Origin of the sequence: Pseudomonas paraeruginosa PA7, assembly GCF_000017205.1 — a bacterium.
Lineage (GTDB): Bacteria > Pseudomonadota > Gammaproteobacteria > Pseudomonadales > Pseudomonadaceae > Pseudomonas > Pseudomonas paraeruginosa.
The window spans coordinates 5,609,054-5,623,913 of the sequence record NC_009656.1; the positions used below are offsets into that span (position 1 = coordinate 5,609,054).

The following is a 14,860-nucleotide window of genomic DNA, read 5'->3' on the forward strand; positions in this document are numbered from 1 at the left end:
AGAGCTGAATACATGGCACATATTCTGATCGTCGAAGACGAAACCATTATCCGATCCGCATTACGGCGCCTGCTGGAGCGCAACCAGTACCAGGTCAGCGAAGCCGGTTCGGTGCAGGAGGCCCAGGAGCGCTACACCATCCCCTCCTTCGACATGGTGGTCAGCGACCTGCGCCTGCCGGGCGCGCCCGGCACCGAACTGATCAAGCTGGCCGAAGGCATCCCGGTGCTGATCATGACCAGCTACGCCAGCCTGCGCTCGGCAGTGGATTCGATGAAGATGGGCGCGGTGGACTACATCGCCAAGCCCTTCGACCACGACGAGATGCTGCAGGCGGTGGCGCGTATCCTCAAGGACCGCCAGGAAAACCGCAGCGCCGCGCCGGCCGCGGCGGGCGCGGGCAAGGCCGGCGGCGAGCGCGGCGCCAGCCCGGCGGCCGACGGCGAGATCGGCATCATCGGCTCCTGCGCGCCGATGCAGGAGCTGTACAGCAAGATCCGCAAGGTCGCGCCGACCGACTCCACCGTGCTGATCCAGGGCGAGTCCGGAACCGGCAAGGAACTGGTCGCGCGCGCCCTGCACAACCTGTCGAAGCGCGCCAAGGCGCCGCTGATCTCGGTCAACTGCGCGGCGATTCCGGAAACCCTGATCGAATCCGAGCTGTTCGGCCATGAAAAGGGCGCCTTCACCGGCGCCAGCGCCGGCCGCGCCGGCCTGGTCGAAGCGGCCGACGGCGGCACCCTGTTCCTCGACGAGATCGGCGAGTTGCCGCTGGAGGCCCAGGCCCGCCTGCTGCGCGTGTTGCAGGAGGGAGAGATCCGCCGGGTCGGCTCGGTGCAGTCGCAGAAGGTCGACGTGCGCCTGATCGCCGCCACCCACCGCGACCTGAAGACCCTGGCCAAGACCGGGCAATTCCGCGAGGACCTCTATTACCGCCTGCACGTGATCTCGCTGAAGCTGCCCGCCCTGCGCGAGCGCGGCAACGACGTGATGGAGATCGCCCGCGCCTTTCTGGCCCGCCAGTGCACCCGGATGGGGCGCGCGCCGCTCAGCTTCGCCCACGATGCCGAACAGGCGATCCGTCACTACCCCTGGCCGGGCAACGTGCGCGAACTGGAGAACGCCATCGAGCGGGCGGTGATCCTCAGCGAGAGCCAGGAAATCCATGCCGACCTGCTGGGCATCGATATCGAGCTGGACGATCTCGAGGATGACTTCGCCGCCGACCTCGGCCTCGGCCCGGCAGGCGCCGCGGCCAGCAACCACGAGCCCACCGAGGACCTGTCGCTGGAAGACTACTTCCAGCATTTCGTCCTCGAACACCAGGACCACATGACCGAGACCGAGCTCGCGCGCAAGCTGGGCATCAGCCGCAAGTGCCTGTGGGAACGCCGCCAGCGCCTGGGCATTCCGCGGCGCAAATCGGGGGCCTCGGCCGACTCGTAACACCCTGCAACCTGTTACCGCGGACGTGCCGCGTAACAGAAACCGGGTTCATCGGTAACGGGAACCCGGTTTTTTTGTGCCCTGCGGCAACCCACCGAAAACCTCAACCTCTTGATTTTACTGGGTTTCAAAAAACTGGCACGGCATCTGCTTATGTATTGGCACAACAACAATAACAAGCAACGACGAAGACAATAAAAACAACACGTAACGACTCCAGCACAACAAAAACAAAATCGCGGAGGCGCAGCTAACTGATTCTTTTGGAGAGGAGTTGCTGTCGGGACCATCCCGTAGCCAGTCGGAAGAAGAATAAAACTGCCTCGAGGCAGCGCACAGACTGGTTGGATCGCTTGGCGATCATGGCAGCATCAGCGACCAAAGCAATCCGTTTGCTATTGAACTCCCAGCCTGGGAGATATCCCTGAAGCGACTGGCTCAAGGGACGGGTCAACAAACAAAAACAACAAGCCCGAAATCATAACAAAAACAAAGCACGCACCTACTTGGGGGGGAGCTTCGGCTCCCCCAGTAGCTTCTCCCCTTCCCCCGTTTTCTGCCGTTCTCCCTTCGCCTTACACCATTTCCCCATCCAATGCTAGAATCCGCGCAGACTATGCGGCCATCCGCATGCCTTGCCAGACTCACCGCAGCCTTTTGCGGCCCTCTCCCGCCTCGCGGCAATGGAGGTACGGCCCCTGTTCGTTTCTGTCAGGATGCATGGCGCAGTCGGTTCCGGCGCCCGGGACACCCTGTGCGTCCCGGGGCCAAACATTCAACGGGTACAGAACACGCCTCGCCCGAGAGGTCCTGATAATGCCGTGGCATTACCCGACGTCCGTCCTGCTTGAGCAACGCAGGCGTGCAACCACCCACATCGTGCTCCCGATAACACATCCATGCTGAAAAAGCTGATCCAGACCATTCGCTCCCCCCTGCGCCGCCCGCGCGCCGTCCGTACAACGCCGGAAGTCATCGGTAACAACCAGCATTCCCTGCGCCGGGATCAGTTCAGCCGGAACGCCGTCAAGGTCGTCGAGATCCTCCAGAGAGCCGGCTACCAGGCCTATGTGGTGGGCGGTTGCGTACGCGACCAGATGCTCGGCATCGCCCCCAAGGACTTCGACGTCGCCACCAGCGCCACGCCGGAGCAGGTCCGCGCCGAGTTCCGCAACGCACGCATCATCGGCCGCCGCTTCAAGCTGGTGCACGTGCATTTCGGCCGCGAGATCATCGAGGTCGCCACCTTCCGCGCCCACCATCCGGAAGGCCAGGACGACGGCGACAGCCGCGCGTCGAGCAACGAAAGCGGTCGCATCCTGCGCGATAACGTCTACGGTAGCCTGGAAGACGATGCCCAGCGCCGCGACTTCACCATCAATGCCCTGTACTTCGATGTCACCAGCGAGCGCCTGCTCGACTACGCACACGGCGTGCACGACATCCGCAACCGCCTGATCCGCCTGATCGGCGATCCCGAGCAACGCTACCTGGAAGACCCGGTGCGGATGCTGCGCGCGGTGCGTTTCGCCGCCAAGCTCGACTTCGAGATCGAGAAGCACAGCGCCGCGCCGATCCGCCGGCTGGCGCCGCTGCTGCGGGAAATCCCTTCCGCCCGCCTGTTCGACGAAGTGCTCAAGCTGTTCCTCGCCGGCCGAGCCGAGCGTACCTTCGAACTGCTGGTCGAATACGAGCTGTTCGCACCGCTGTTCCCGGCCAGCGCCAAGGCGCTGCAGGCCAACCCCGACTACACCGGCAGGCTGATCCGCCAGGCCCTGGCCAATACCGATGCGCGCATCCGCCAGGGCAAGCCGGTCACCCCGGCCTTCCTCTTCGCCGCGCTGCTCTGGCCGGCCCTGCCGGCGCGTGTCGCGCAATTGCAGGAGAAAGGCATGCCGGCGATCCCGGCGATGCAGGAAGCCGCCCACGAACTGATCAGCGAGCAGTGCCAGCGGATCGCCATTCCCAAGCGCTTCACCCTGCCGATCCGCGAGATCTGGGACATGCAGGAACGCCTGCCGCGCCGCCAGGGCAAGCGCGCCGACCTGCTCCTGGAAAACCCGCGCTTCCGCGCCGGCTACGACTTCCTCCTGCTGCGCGAAAGCGCCGGCGAGCAAACCGACGGCCTCGGCCAGTGGTGGACCGACTACCAGGAAGTCAGCGACAGCGAGCGCCGCAACATGATTCGCGATCTGGCCGCCGGCCAGGAAGACGGCGGCGCCCCGCGCAAGCGTCGACGCGGCGGCAACAGCGGCCGCCGGCGGCGCGGGCCGCGCAAGGAAGGCAGCGGGAGCGGCGAATGATCCAGCGCGCGTATATCGCGCTGGGCAGCAACCTGGCGCAGCCCCGGGAGCAGATCCAGGCGGCCCTCGAGGCCCTGGCGCGTCTGCCGGATAGCCGCCTGGTCGCGGTCTCGCCACTCTATATCAGCGACCCGCTCGGCCCCACCGATCAGCCACGCTTCGTCAACGGCGTGGCCGCCCTCGATACCACCCTGGCGCCGCTCGACCTGCTCGACGCGCTGCAGGCCATCGAGCAGGAACAGGGCCGTGTCCGCGACCTGCGCTGGGGACCACGCACCCTCGACCTCGACATCCTGCTGTACGGCGAGCAACTGCTCGACCTGCCGCGCCTGAAGGTGCCGCATTACCACATGCAGGCCCGCGCCTTCGTGCTCTATCCCCTCGCCGACCTCGCCCCCGACCTGCTGCTGCCCGACGGCCGCCACCTGCCGGACCTCCTCGCGGCCTGTCCCTTCGAAGGCATCGAACGGCTTCCAGCCGCCTGACGCTGGCCGCCGCAACTACCTCGCGGCGGGCTCTTCACACTGTTACCGAAAAGCTGGCGAACGACGCCGCGGATGCGCGTACACTGCGCGCGCAACCGCAGGCGGCGCGGCGTCCGCCAGTGGCAGTAACGCCGTAACAATGCGGTAACACCTGCAATTGACTTCGAGCCACCCCATCCGGACTATAAGTGGCCGTTTGCCCCGCGCCGGCTCATCACCGGCCCAACGAGGAGCCTTTCCATGCCTGATGTAACCCTGACCACCCTGCAAGGGTTGAAGCAGAGCGGCGAGAAGATCGCCATGCTGACCTGCTACGACGCCACCTTCGCCCACACCGCCAGCCAGGCCGGCGTGGACGTGCTTCTGGTCGGAGATTCGCTCGGAATGGTATTGCAGGGTCACGACAGCACCCTGCCGGTCAGCAACGAGGAAATGGCCTATCACACGGCCTGCGTGAAACGCGGTAACAAAGGTTCCCTGATCGTCACCGACCTGGCCTTCGAATCCAGCCATTCCCTGGCCCAGACCCTTGCCGACGCGGTCCGCCTGATGCAGGCCGGCGCACACATGGTCAAGCTGGAGGGTGGGGCCTGGCTGGCGGAGCCGATCGCCCGCCTGGCACAGATGGGCGTGCCGGTGTGCGCGCATCTCGGCCTGACCCCGCAGGCGGTCAACCTGTTCGGCGGCTTCAAGGTCCAGGGCCGCCAGGAAACCCAGGCGCGCCAGTTGCGTGCCGACGCCATCGCCCTGGAGCAGGCCGGCGCCGCGATGCTGCTGCTGGAGTGCGTGCCCAGCGTGCTGGCCGAAGAAATCACCCAGGCGGTGAAGATCCCGGTGATCGGCATCGGCGCCGGCCCGGCGACCGACGGCCAGGTGCTGGTCATGCACGACATGCTGGGGCTCTCGCTGACCGGCCGCTCGCCCAAGTTCGTCAAGGATTTCATGCAGGGCCAGGAGAGCATCCCGGCCGCCATCGCGGCCTATGTCCGCGCCGTCAAGGACGCGTCCTTCCCCGCCGCCGAACACGGATTCAACGCATGAACACCGTCAAGACCGTCCGTGAACTGCGCGCCGCGGTGGCGCGCGCCCGCAGCGAAGGCAAGCGCATCGGTTTCGTGCCGACCATGGGCAACCTCCACGCCGGCCATGCCGCGCTGGTGAAGAAAGCCGGCGAACGCGCCGACTTCGTGGTCGTCAGCATCTTCGTCAACCCGCTGCAGTTCGGCCCCAGCGAAGACCTCGACAAGTACCCGCGGACCCTCGCGGCCGACCAGGAACGCCTGCTCGAGGCCGGTTGCCACCTGCTGTTCACGCCCGGGGTCGAGGAAATGTATCCCGACGGCATGGACGGCCAGACCCGCATCCATGTCCCCGGCGTCTCCGAAGGGCTCTGCGGCGCCAGCCGCCCCGGTCATTTCGAAGGCGTGGCGACCGTGGTCAGCAAGCTGCTGAACATGGTCCAGCCGGACCTCGCGCTGTTCGGCGAAAAGGACTTCCAGCAACTGGCGGTGATCCGCAAGCTGGTCCGCGACCTCAACCTGCCGGTGCAGATCTTCGGCGAGCCGACGGTGCGTGCCGCCGATGGCCTGGCGTTGTCCTCGCGCAACGGTTACCTCGACGAGCAGCAGCGCGCCGCCGCCCCGGCGATCTACCGCACCCTGCGGCAGCTCGGCGAACGCATCCGCGCCGGCGCCGAGGACTTCCCGGCATTGCTCGCCGACGCCCGCCAGGCCCTGGAACAGGCCGGGCTGCGCCCCGACTACCTGGAAATCCGCGAGCCGATCAGCCTGCGCCCCGGGGTACCCGGCGACCGCCAACTGGTGATCCTGGCCGCCGCCTACCTGGGCGGTACGCGCCTGATCGACAACCTCTCAGTCCACCTCGATTGATGCATGCCGAGCCCCCGGTTCCCGGGGGCTTGAGCGCTCACCACGGACTCGCCATACTCTGCCGCCCCCCGCGGACCCGATAGGAGTCGCCCCATGCACGCCATCATGCTCAAAGCCAAGTTGCATCGCGCCGAAGTCACCCATGCCGTCCTCGACTACGAAGGCTCCTGCGCCATCGACGGCGATTGGCTGGACCTCTCCGGAATCCGCGAATACGAACAGATCCAGATCTACAACGTCGACAACGGCGAGCGCTTCACCACCTATGCGATCCGCGCCGAGAACGGCTCGAAGATGATCTCGGTGAACGGCGCCGCGGCACACAAGGCCAAGGTCGGCGACCGCGTGATCATCTGCGCCTACGCCCACTACGGCGAAGCCGAACTGGCCAGCCACAAGCCGCGCATGCTGTACATGGCGCCGGGCAACCAGCTCAGCCATACCAGCGAGGCGATTCCGATACAGGTCGCCTGACCTCGCCCCCTCTGGATAGAGCCCGGTTTCATCCGGGCTTTTTCATGTTCAAATAAGTGCGCCATCGAATTCCAACCAGAAGGTCAGCCATGAAGCACCACCTCACTCCGCTGGATGCCACGCAACTCGACAGTTGGCGCGCCCTGGCCGCCCATCGCCAGGAACTGCAGGACTTCAGGATGCGCCAGGCGTTCATCGACGATCCGGAGCGCTTCAAGCGGTTTTCCTTCAGCGCCTGCGGGCTGTTCCTCGACTTCTCGAAGAACCTGGTGCGCCAGGACACCATCGACCTGCTGGTGAAGCTGGCCGAGGAAGCACGGCTCAGCGACGCGATCCGGGCGATGTTCGACGGCGAGGCGATCAATGCCTCCGAGCGCCGGCCGGTACTGCACACCGCGCTGCGTCGACCGATCGGCGACAAGGTGCTGGTCGATGGCGTCGACGTGATGCCGGAAGTCCACCGCGTCCTGCACCAGATGACCGAACTGGTCGGCTACGTGCACAACGGCCTGTGGCGCGGCTATACCGAGAAGCCGATCACCGACGTGGTGAACATCGGCATCGGCGGCTCCTTCCTCGGCCCGCAACTGGTCTCCGAAGCCCTGCTGCCGTTCGCCCAGAAAGGCGTGCGCTGCCACTACCTGGCGAACATCGACGGCAGCGAGTTCCATGAGCTGGCCTGCCGCCTGAACGCCGAGACCACCCTGTTCATCGTTTCCTCCAAGTCCTTCGGCACCCTGGAAACCCTGAAGAACGCCCAGGCCGCGCGCGCCTGGTACCTGGCCCAGGGCGGCACCGAGGAAGAGCTCTATCGCCATTTCATCGCCGTCTCCAGCAACAAGGAAGCCGCCATCGCCTTCGGCATCCGCGAGGAGAACGTCTTCCCGATGTGGGACTGGGTCGGCGGCCGCTACTCGCTGTGGTCGGCCATCGGCCTGCCGATCGCCATGTCCATCGGCATTTCCAACTTCAAGGAGCTGCTGTCCGGCGCCTACAACATGGACCAGCACTTCCAGACCGCCCCGTTCGAACGCAACATCCCGGTGCTGCTCGGCCTGCTGGGCGTCTGGTATGGCGACTTCTGGGGCGCGCGCAGCCATGCGATCCTGCCCTACGACTACTACCTGCGGAACATCACCGACCACCTGCAACAGCTGGACATGGAGTCCAACGGCAAGAGCGTGCGCCAGGACGGCACCCCGGTCACCAGCGGCACCGGCCCGGTGATCTGGGGCGGCGTCGGCTGCAACGGCCAGCACGCCTATCACCAGTTGCTGCACCAGGGCACCCAGCTGATCCCGGCGGATTTCATCGTCCCGGTGAGCAGCTACAATCCGGTCGCCGACCACCACCAGTGGCTGTACGCCAACTGCCTGTCGCAGAGCCAGGCGCTGATGCTGGGCAAGAGCCGCGAGGAAGCCGAGGCCGAGCTGCGTGCCAAGGGCCTGCCGGAAGCCGAGGTGCAGCGCCTGGCGCCACACAAGGTGATCCCCGGCAACCGGCCGAGCAACACCCTGGTGGTCGAGCGCATCAGCGCCCGCCGCCTCGGCGCGCTGATCGCCATGTACGAGCACAAGGTCTACGTGCAGAGCATCCTCTGGGGCATCAACGCCTTCGACCAGTGGGGCGTGGAACTTGGCAAGGAACTCGGCAAGGGCGTCTACTCGCGGCTGGTCGGCAGCGAGGAGAAACCCGCCGAGGACGCCTCGACCCAGGGCCTGATCGACTTCTTCCGCGGTCGCCACCGCGGCTGATCGACCCGCTCGCGAAAGCCCGGCCCCGCGCCGGGCTTTTTCGTCGGCACCGGCGCCCACCCCGCTCGCCCCTTTGCCACTTGAACATGGCACTCGCCTGGCCCACCCTTGGTCGAACCTGGAGAGGGGCCGCGCGCGGTCGCCTCGACACCTTGCGGAGCAGAAAAACAAAGGAAACCGCCATGTTCGAGATCAGCGTCCACCCGGTGCCGGAGGCCGTCCGCCAGCGTGCCTACCTGAACGATGACGACTACCGGCGCCTGTACCGCCAGTCCGTGGAAAATCCCGAGGAATTCTGGGGCGAGCAGGCCAAGGCCTTCCTCGACTGGTTCAAGCCCTGGCACAGCGTCCACCATGGCGATCTGAGAAAGGGCCAGGCCAGCTGGTTCAAGGGCGGCCAGCTGAACGTCGCCTACAACTGCATCGACCGCCATCTGGAGCGCCGCGGCGAGCAGATCGCCATCGTCTGGGAAGGCGACAATCCCAGCGAATCCGCGCATATCACCTACCGCAAGCTGCACCACAACGTCTGCCGCCTGGCCAACGTGCTGAAGAGCCGCGGGGTGGAGAAGGGCGACCGGGTCTGCATCTACATGCCGATGATTCCCGAGGCCGCCTACGCCATGCTCGCCTGCGCCCGCATCGGCGCGGTGCACTCGGTGGTGTTCGGCGGCTTTTCGCCGGACTCGCTGCGCGACCGCATCCTCGATGCCGACTGCCGCACCGTGATCACCGCCGACGAGGGCGTGCGCGGCGGCAAGTACATTCCGCTGAAACAGAATGTGGAAAAGGCGCTGGAGGATTGCCCGGAGGTCTCCACCGTGGTGGTGGTCGAGCGCACCCAGGGCGACATCCCCTGGGTCGAAGGTCGTGACCTCTGGTACCACGAGGCACTCCACGCGGCTTCCGCCGACTGCCCGGCGGAAGCGATGGACGCCGAGGACCCGCTGTTCATCCTCTATACCTCCGGCAGCACCGGCAAGCCGAAGGGCGTGTTGCACACCACCGGTGGCTACCTGCTCGGCGCGGCGATGACCCACAAGTACGTGTTCGACTACCACGACGGCGATGTCTACTGGTGCACCGCCGACGTCGGCTGGGTCACCGGGCACAGCTACATCGTCTACGGCCCGCTGGCCAACGGCGCCACCACCCTGATGTTCGAGGGCGTGCCCAACTACCCGGACGCCTCGCGCTTCTGGCAAGTGATCGACAAGCACCAGGTGAACATCTTCTACACCGCGCCGACCGCGATCCGCGCCCTGATGCGCGAAGGCGACGGGCCGGTGCGCCAGACCTCGCGCAGCAGCCTGCGCCTGCTCGGCTCGGTGGGCGAACCGATCAATCCGGAGGCCTGGGAGTGGTACTACCAGGTGGTCGGCGAGAAGCGTTGCCCGATCGTGGACACCTGGTGGCAGACCGAGACCGGCAGCATCCTGATCACCCCGCTGCCCGGCGCCACCGCGCTCAAACCGGGCTCGGCCACCCGGCCGTTCTTCGGCGTGCAACCGGTGCTGCTCGACGAGAAAGGCAAGGAAATCGACGGCGCGGGCAGCGGCGTGCTGGCGATCAAGGCCAGTTGGCCGAGCCAGATCCGCAGCGTCTACGGCGATCACCAGCGGATGATCGACACCTACTTCAAGCCCTACCCGGGCTACTACTTCAGCGGCGACGGCGCGCGGCGCGACGAGGACGGCTACTACTGGATCACCGGCCGGGTCGACGACGTGATCAACGTCTCCGGCCACCGCATCGGCACCGCCGAGGTCGAGAGCGCGCTGGTCCTGCACGACGCGGTGGCCGAAGCGGCGGTGGTCGGCTGCCCGCACGAGGTGAAGGGCCAGGCGATCTATGCCTTCGTCACCCTGATGGCCGGCAGCCAGCCCGACGAGGCGCTGCAGCAGGAACTGCTGGCGCTGGTCGGCAAGGAGATCGGCAGCTTCGCCAAGCCGGACCACCTGCAATGGGCGCCCAGCCTGCCGAAGACCCGCTCCGGCAAGATCATGCGGCGTATCCTGCGCAAGATCGCCTGCAACGAGCTGGACAGTCTCGGCGATACCTCGACCCTGGCCGATCCGGGAGTGGTGCAGGGGTTGATCGACAACCGCCTCAACCGCTGACCCGCGCAACCGTCCCGCCGCCCTGCGGCGCGGGACGGTTCCAGTCGCTCCGGCGCCTGGGTTAAGCTCGGGCCTGACCAGCCGTAGCGAGCCGCCCATGGAAAGTGTCCGTCGCCACATCGAAAGCCAGGTGCTGAGCCTTACCGGGCTCGCCGTGGGCGGCATCGACTTCGAGTCGCCGAAGGGCGATCCCGGCCTGTTCGGTCCTGGCGCGGCCTGCTGGAAAGTCCACGGCGACTTCAGCAGCATGATGATCGGCGGCATCGGCGCGCTGCTCCTGCAGATGCTCCATCCGCTGGCTCTGGCCGGGGTCTGGGACCATTCCAACTTCCGCGACGACCTGCTCGGCCGCCTGCGTCGCACCGGCCAGTTCGTCTCGGCGACAACCTATGGTCCGCTGGCCGACGCCGAGCGCCTGATCGAGCGGGTCCGGCGCATCCACGAAAGCGTCACCGGCCAACTGCCCGATGGCACGCCCTATTCCGCCAGCGATCCGGACCTGCTGACCTGGGTACACGTCGCCGAAGTCAGCAGCTTCCTCAAGTCCTACCTGCGCTATCTCAACCCCGGCCTGGCGGGCAGCGAGCAGGACCGCTACTACGCGGAAATCGCCCAGGTCGCCGAACGCCTCGGCGCCCGCGATGTACCGCGCAACCGCCGGCAGATCGCCGCCTACCTGGAACGCATGCGCCCGCAACTGCGCTGCGACGAGCGCACCCGCGAGGTGGTACGGGTTCTCTTCGACGCGCCGGCGCCGAGCACCCTGGCCAAACCGTTCGGCGCACTGATGCTGCGCGCCGGCGCCGAACTGCTGCCGGCGTGGGCCGCGTCGATGCTCGGATTCTCCTTCAGCCCGCTGCGCCGCCGTCTGATCCGCAGCGGTGTCAGGCGCAGCGTACCGCTACTGCGTTGGGCGGTGCGAAACGCCTCCATGCACCGGGCCTGTCGACGAATGGGGCTGCCACCGGTGAGCCACTGATGGGCGAGGCCGGGAAATTTCGTGCCCCAGCGGCAAGAATACCCATCCAAAGGCTCTGAATCGGCGCGAATCGCCGCCGGAACCTTGAGGCCGTGCCATACTCCAAGGCACCGCTTAGAACGGAAAATGAAATAGAGCCATGCCCAAAGGACTGAAACGCGCTGTCAGCGCCCTGCTGATCACCTTCCTCGTCTATTGCCTGCTGGGCTTCCTGCTCATCCCCGGCATCGGCCTGCGCGTCGCCAACCAGCAACTGGCGCAATACGCCACCGTCCCCGCGCGACTCGAACGCATCGAGTTCAACCCCTTCAGCCTGGAATTGACCCTCTGGGGCCTGCGTCTGGGCGACGAGAAGAACCCCCAGGTCGCCTTCCGCCGGCTGTACGCCAACCTGCAGCTGGACAGCCTGTGGAAGCGCCAGTTGCACCTGGCCGACGTCGAGCTGGAAGGCCCGCATACCGAATTGCTGTTCGACGAGAAGGGCCAGCTCAACCTGGCCAGCCTGTTCAGGATCCCGCCGAGCGAATCGCCCGAGCCCGAGCAGCCGAGCGATCCGTTCCCGCTGCGCATCGACCGCATCCAACTGGCCGAGGGCAGCCTGCACTTCCAGGACCTGCGTCCGAGCGAGCCGGTCGACTTCCGCTTCGACCCGCTGGGCTTCGAGCTGCACAACCTCAGCACCCTGCCCGACGACGGCGCGAAGATGACCCTGGTCGCCACCGGCCCGGATGGCGGTCGCCTGGACTGGGAAGGCGACCTGACCCTGGTGCCGATCACTTCCAGAGGCCACCTCAGCATCAAGGATATCCAGCTCAAGGCCTGGTGGCCCTATGTCCGCGACAATGCCCCGCTGGTCCTGGAGAACGGCGTGGTCAGCCTCTCCAGCGACTATCGCCTGGACCTGTCCAAGGACACTCAGCTGCTGCTCGACAAGGCAGCCCTGAAGCTGGCCGACTTCAGCATCAATTCGCCCCAGGGCAAGCCACTGGCCAAGCTCGCCAGCCTCGACGTGGCCGCTACCACCCTGGACCTGGCCAAGCAGGAAGTGGTGCTCGGCGAAGTCCGCAGCCAGGGCCTGGAAGCCTGGGCCGCGCGGGAAAAGGATGGCCAGCTCGACTGGCAGAAACTGTTCGCCGATTTCACCCCGCCGCCGCGCAAGGCGCCTGCGCCCAAGCCGAAGGAAAACACCGATGCCGCCGCGGAACCAGCCGAAACGGCGAAGGCCGCCAGCGAGCCGGCGACCGACCGCGCCGCCAAGGCAACGGCGATAGCCTCGGGCGAAACGAGCAAGGACAAGCCGGCGGAGAAGGACGCCAGCGTCGCCGAGACGGAAAAGGCAGCGACCGGCAAAGAGCCCGCCAAGGTCGCGGAAAGCGCTGCCGGCAAGGGAGCCAGGCAAGAGACGAGCAAGGCTTCGGAGACCGGCAAGGCGACCGGACAGGAAACGGCCAAGACCGCGGAGATCGACAAGGCGGCCAACGACGCGGCGCAACAACTCGCCGACACTGCAAAGGCGCCTCCGACCGATAGCGCGAAAGGCGCTGCGGAGACGCCTGCCAAACCCTGGCACGTCATCCTGCGCGACGCCCAGTTCCGCGGCTACAAGGCGCACCTGGTGGATCGCCAGCCAGCCACGGCGGTGCCGCTGGAAGTCGGCCCGCTGGACCTCGACCTGCAGAACGTCGACAGCCTCGGCAAGACCCCCTTCGACCTCAAGCTCAAGACCGGCCTCGGCAACCGCGGCCAGGTCCAGGCCAGCGGTCAGGTGGTGCTCGATCCGATCAGCGCCCGGCTCAAGGTCAGTACCCGCGACATCGATCTGCGCGTGGCCCAGGCCTACATTTCGCCATTCATCCGCCTGGAGCTGCGCAGCGGCTTTCTTGGCAGCGAACTGGCGGTCGACCTGAAGAGCGTCGAGCCGCTGGCCTTCAGCATCGACGGCAGCGCCGAAGTCAGCCAGTTGCACACCCTGGACACCCTCAAGGACCGCGACTTCGTCAAATGGACCAAGCTGACCCTCAACGGCCTCGCCTATCGGCATGAGGACAGCCTGTCGATCCAGAGCGTGTCCCTGGAGGAGCCCTACGCCCGCTTCATAATCAACGAAGATCGCAGCACCAACGTCAGCGAACTGATCATCCCGCAACCAGGCAGCTCGACCGGCAAGGCCGCCGCCGAAAGCGGGAATGCGCCGGCGGGCAAGCCGCTGGGCATCCACATCGGTGGCGTGCGGATCAACAACGGCTCGGCGAACTTCGCCGACCTGACCCTGATGCCGCCGTTCGGCACCGCCATCCAGCAGCTCAGCGGCGAAGTCGGCACCCTCGATACGCGCAACTCGCAGCCGGCCAAGATAGATATCAAGGGCAAGGTCGACAAGTACGCGCCGGTGACCATCGTCGGCGAGCTGGATCCGTTCGACCCGCTGAAGAAGCTCGACATCACCACCAGCTTCAAGCGCGTCGAGCTGACCACCCTGACGCCCTATTCCGGCAAGTTCGCCGGCTACCGTATCCGCAAGGGCCGGCTCAACCTCGACCTGCACTACCAGATCGAGCGCAGCCAGCTGAAAGCGGAAAACAAGGTCCTGCTGGAAGGCCTGCAGCTCGGCGAAAAGGTCGACAGCCCGGATGCCGTCGACCTGCCGGTGAAACTGGCAGTGGCCCTGCTCAAGGACACCAAGGGCAACATCGACATCCAGCTGCCGGTCGCCGGCGACCTGAACAACCCTGAATTCAGCGTCATGCCGATCGTCTGGCAGACCCTGCGCAACCTGGTCCTGCGTGCCGTACAAGCGCCATTCAAGTTCATCGCCGGACTGGCCGCCGGCGGCGACGAAGACCTGGGCACGGTGCCGTTCGCCCCGGGCAGCGACGAGCTGTCGCCGGAGGCCCAGGCCAACCTGGACAAGCTCGCCGGTGCGCTCAAGGACCGCCCGGCGCTGCGCCTGGAAGTGGAAGGTGTGGCCTCCGCCGTGGCGGACGGACCCTCGATCGGCGCCAAGCGTCTCGAACTGGAATACCAGAACACCTACTACCGCATGTTGCAGCGGCGCGGCGACAAGGTACCGAGCGACGCCAAGCAGCTGGAAGTGCCGGAGAACATGCAGCCGGCGCTGCTCGAAGGCATCTACCGGGCCCGCCTGAAGCAACAGCCGCCGGCCGAGTGGAAGGAACTGGACAGCGACGAGCGCAGCGCGAAGATGCGCGAAGCGGTGATCGCCTCCTGGGCCAAGAGCCAGGTGCTGCTGCGCCAGATCGGCCAGGCCCGGGCCACCCGGATCAAGGACTACCTGGTGGAGAAAGGCCAGATGCCGGACGAACGCATCTACTTGATCGACGTCAGTTTCGCCGAAGGCGAGGACAAGGGTAATGTCGACACCCAACTGCACCTGGATAGCGAGTAATACC

Annotated in this window: 10 protein-coding genes; all 10 read left to right on the forward strand. The window is 66.2% G+C overall.

Annotated elements, in window-relative coordinates:
* The first annotated feature begins 12 nt into the window (after positions 1-12).
* Complete coding sequence (gene cbrB, locus PSPA7_RS25975) at positions 13-1,446, forward strand: two-component system response regulator CbrB (RefSeq protein ID WP_012077479.1); 1,434 nt, start codon at positions 13-15, stop codon at positions 1,444-1,446.
* A gap of 899 nt (positions 1,447-2,345) precedes the next feature.
* Positions 2,346-3,749 (forward strand): polynucleotide adenylyltransferase PcnB, encoded by a 1,404-nt coding sequence (locus PSPA7_RS25980; protein WP_012077480.1) that lies wholly within the window; start codon positions 2,346-2,348, stop codon positions 3,747-3,749.
* Positions 3,746-4,234 (forward strand): 2-amino-4-hydroxy-6-hydroxymethyldihydropteridine diphosphokinase, encoded by a 489-nt coding sequence (folK, locus tag PSPA7_RS25985; RefSeq protein ID WP_012077481.1) that lies wholly within the window; start codon positions 3,746-3,748, stop codon positions 4,232-4,234. The genes PSPA7_RS25980 and folK overlap by 4 nt, the downstream gene beginning before the upstream one ends.
* 240 nt (positions 4,235-4,474) lie before the next feature.
* On the forward strand, positions 4,475-5,275 hold the full coding sequence (gene panB / locus PSPA7_RS25990; RefSeq protein WP_012077482.1) for a 3-methyl-2-oxobutanoate hydroxymethyltransferase: 801 nt from the start codon (positions 4,475-4,477) through the stop codon (positions 5,273-5,275).
* Complete coding sequence (gene panC, locus PSPA7_RS25995) at positions 5,272-6,123, forward strand: pantoate--beta-alanine ligase (protein WP_012077483.1); 852 nt, start codon at positions 5,272-5,274, stop codon at positions 6,121-6,123. The genes panB and panC overlap by 4 nt, the downstream gene beginning before the upstream one ends.
* 93 nt (positions 6,124-6,216) lie before the next feature.
* Positions 6,217-6,597, forward strand: coding sequence for an aspartate 1-decarboxylase (panD, locus tag PSPA7_RS26000; protein WP_003148753.1), 381 nt, complete (start codon positions 6,217-6,219; stop codon positions 6,595-6,597).
* 89 nt (positions 6,598-6,686) lie between these two features.
* Positions 6,687-8,351 (forward strand): glucose-6-phosphate isomerase, encoded by a 1,665-nt coding sequence (gene pgi, locus PSPA7_RS26005; protein WP_012077484.1) that lies wholly within the window; start codon positions 6,687-6,689, stop codon positions 8,349-8,351.
* A gap of 182 nt (positions 8,352-8,533) precedes the next feature.
* Positions 8,534-10,471 carry an acetate--CoA ligase gene (acs, locus tag PSPA7_RS26010; protein ID WP_003148751.1) on the forward strand — a complete coding sequence of 646 codons (1,938 nt, stop codon included), beginning with the start codon at positions 8,534-8,536 and terminating at the stop codon, positions 10,469-10,471.
* 97 nt (positions 10,472-10,568) lie between these two features.
* The gene (locus PSPA7_RS26015; RefSeq protein WP_012077485.1) at positions 10,569-11,450 is read left to right on the forward strand and encodes an oxygenase MpaB family protein; all 882 of its coding nucleotides are present in this window, start codon (positions 10,569-10,571) and stop codon (positions 11,448-11,450) included.
* A 139-nt stretch (positions 11,451-11,589) separates the two neighbouring features.
* Positions 11,590-14,856, forward strand: coding sequence for a DUF748 domain-containing protein (locus PSPA7_RS26020; RefSeq protein ID WP_012077486.1), 3,267 nt, complete (start codon positions 11,590-11,592; stop codon positions 14,854-14,856).
* The last annotated feature ends 4 nt before the right edge of the window (positions 14,857-14,860 follow it).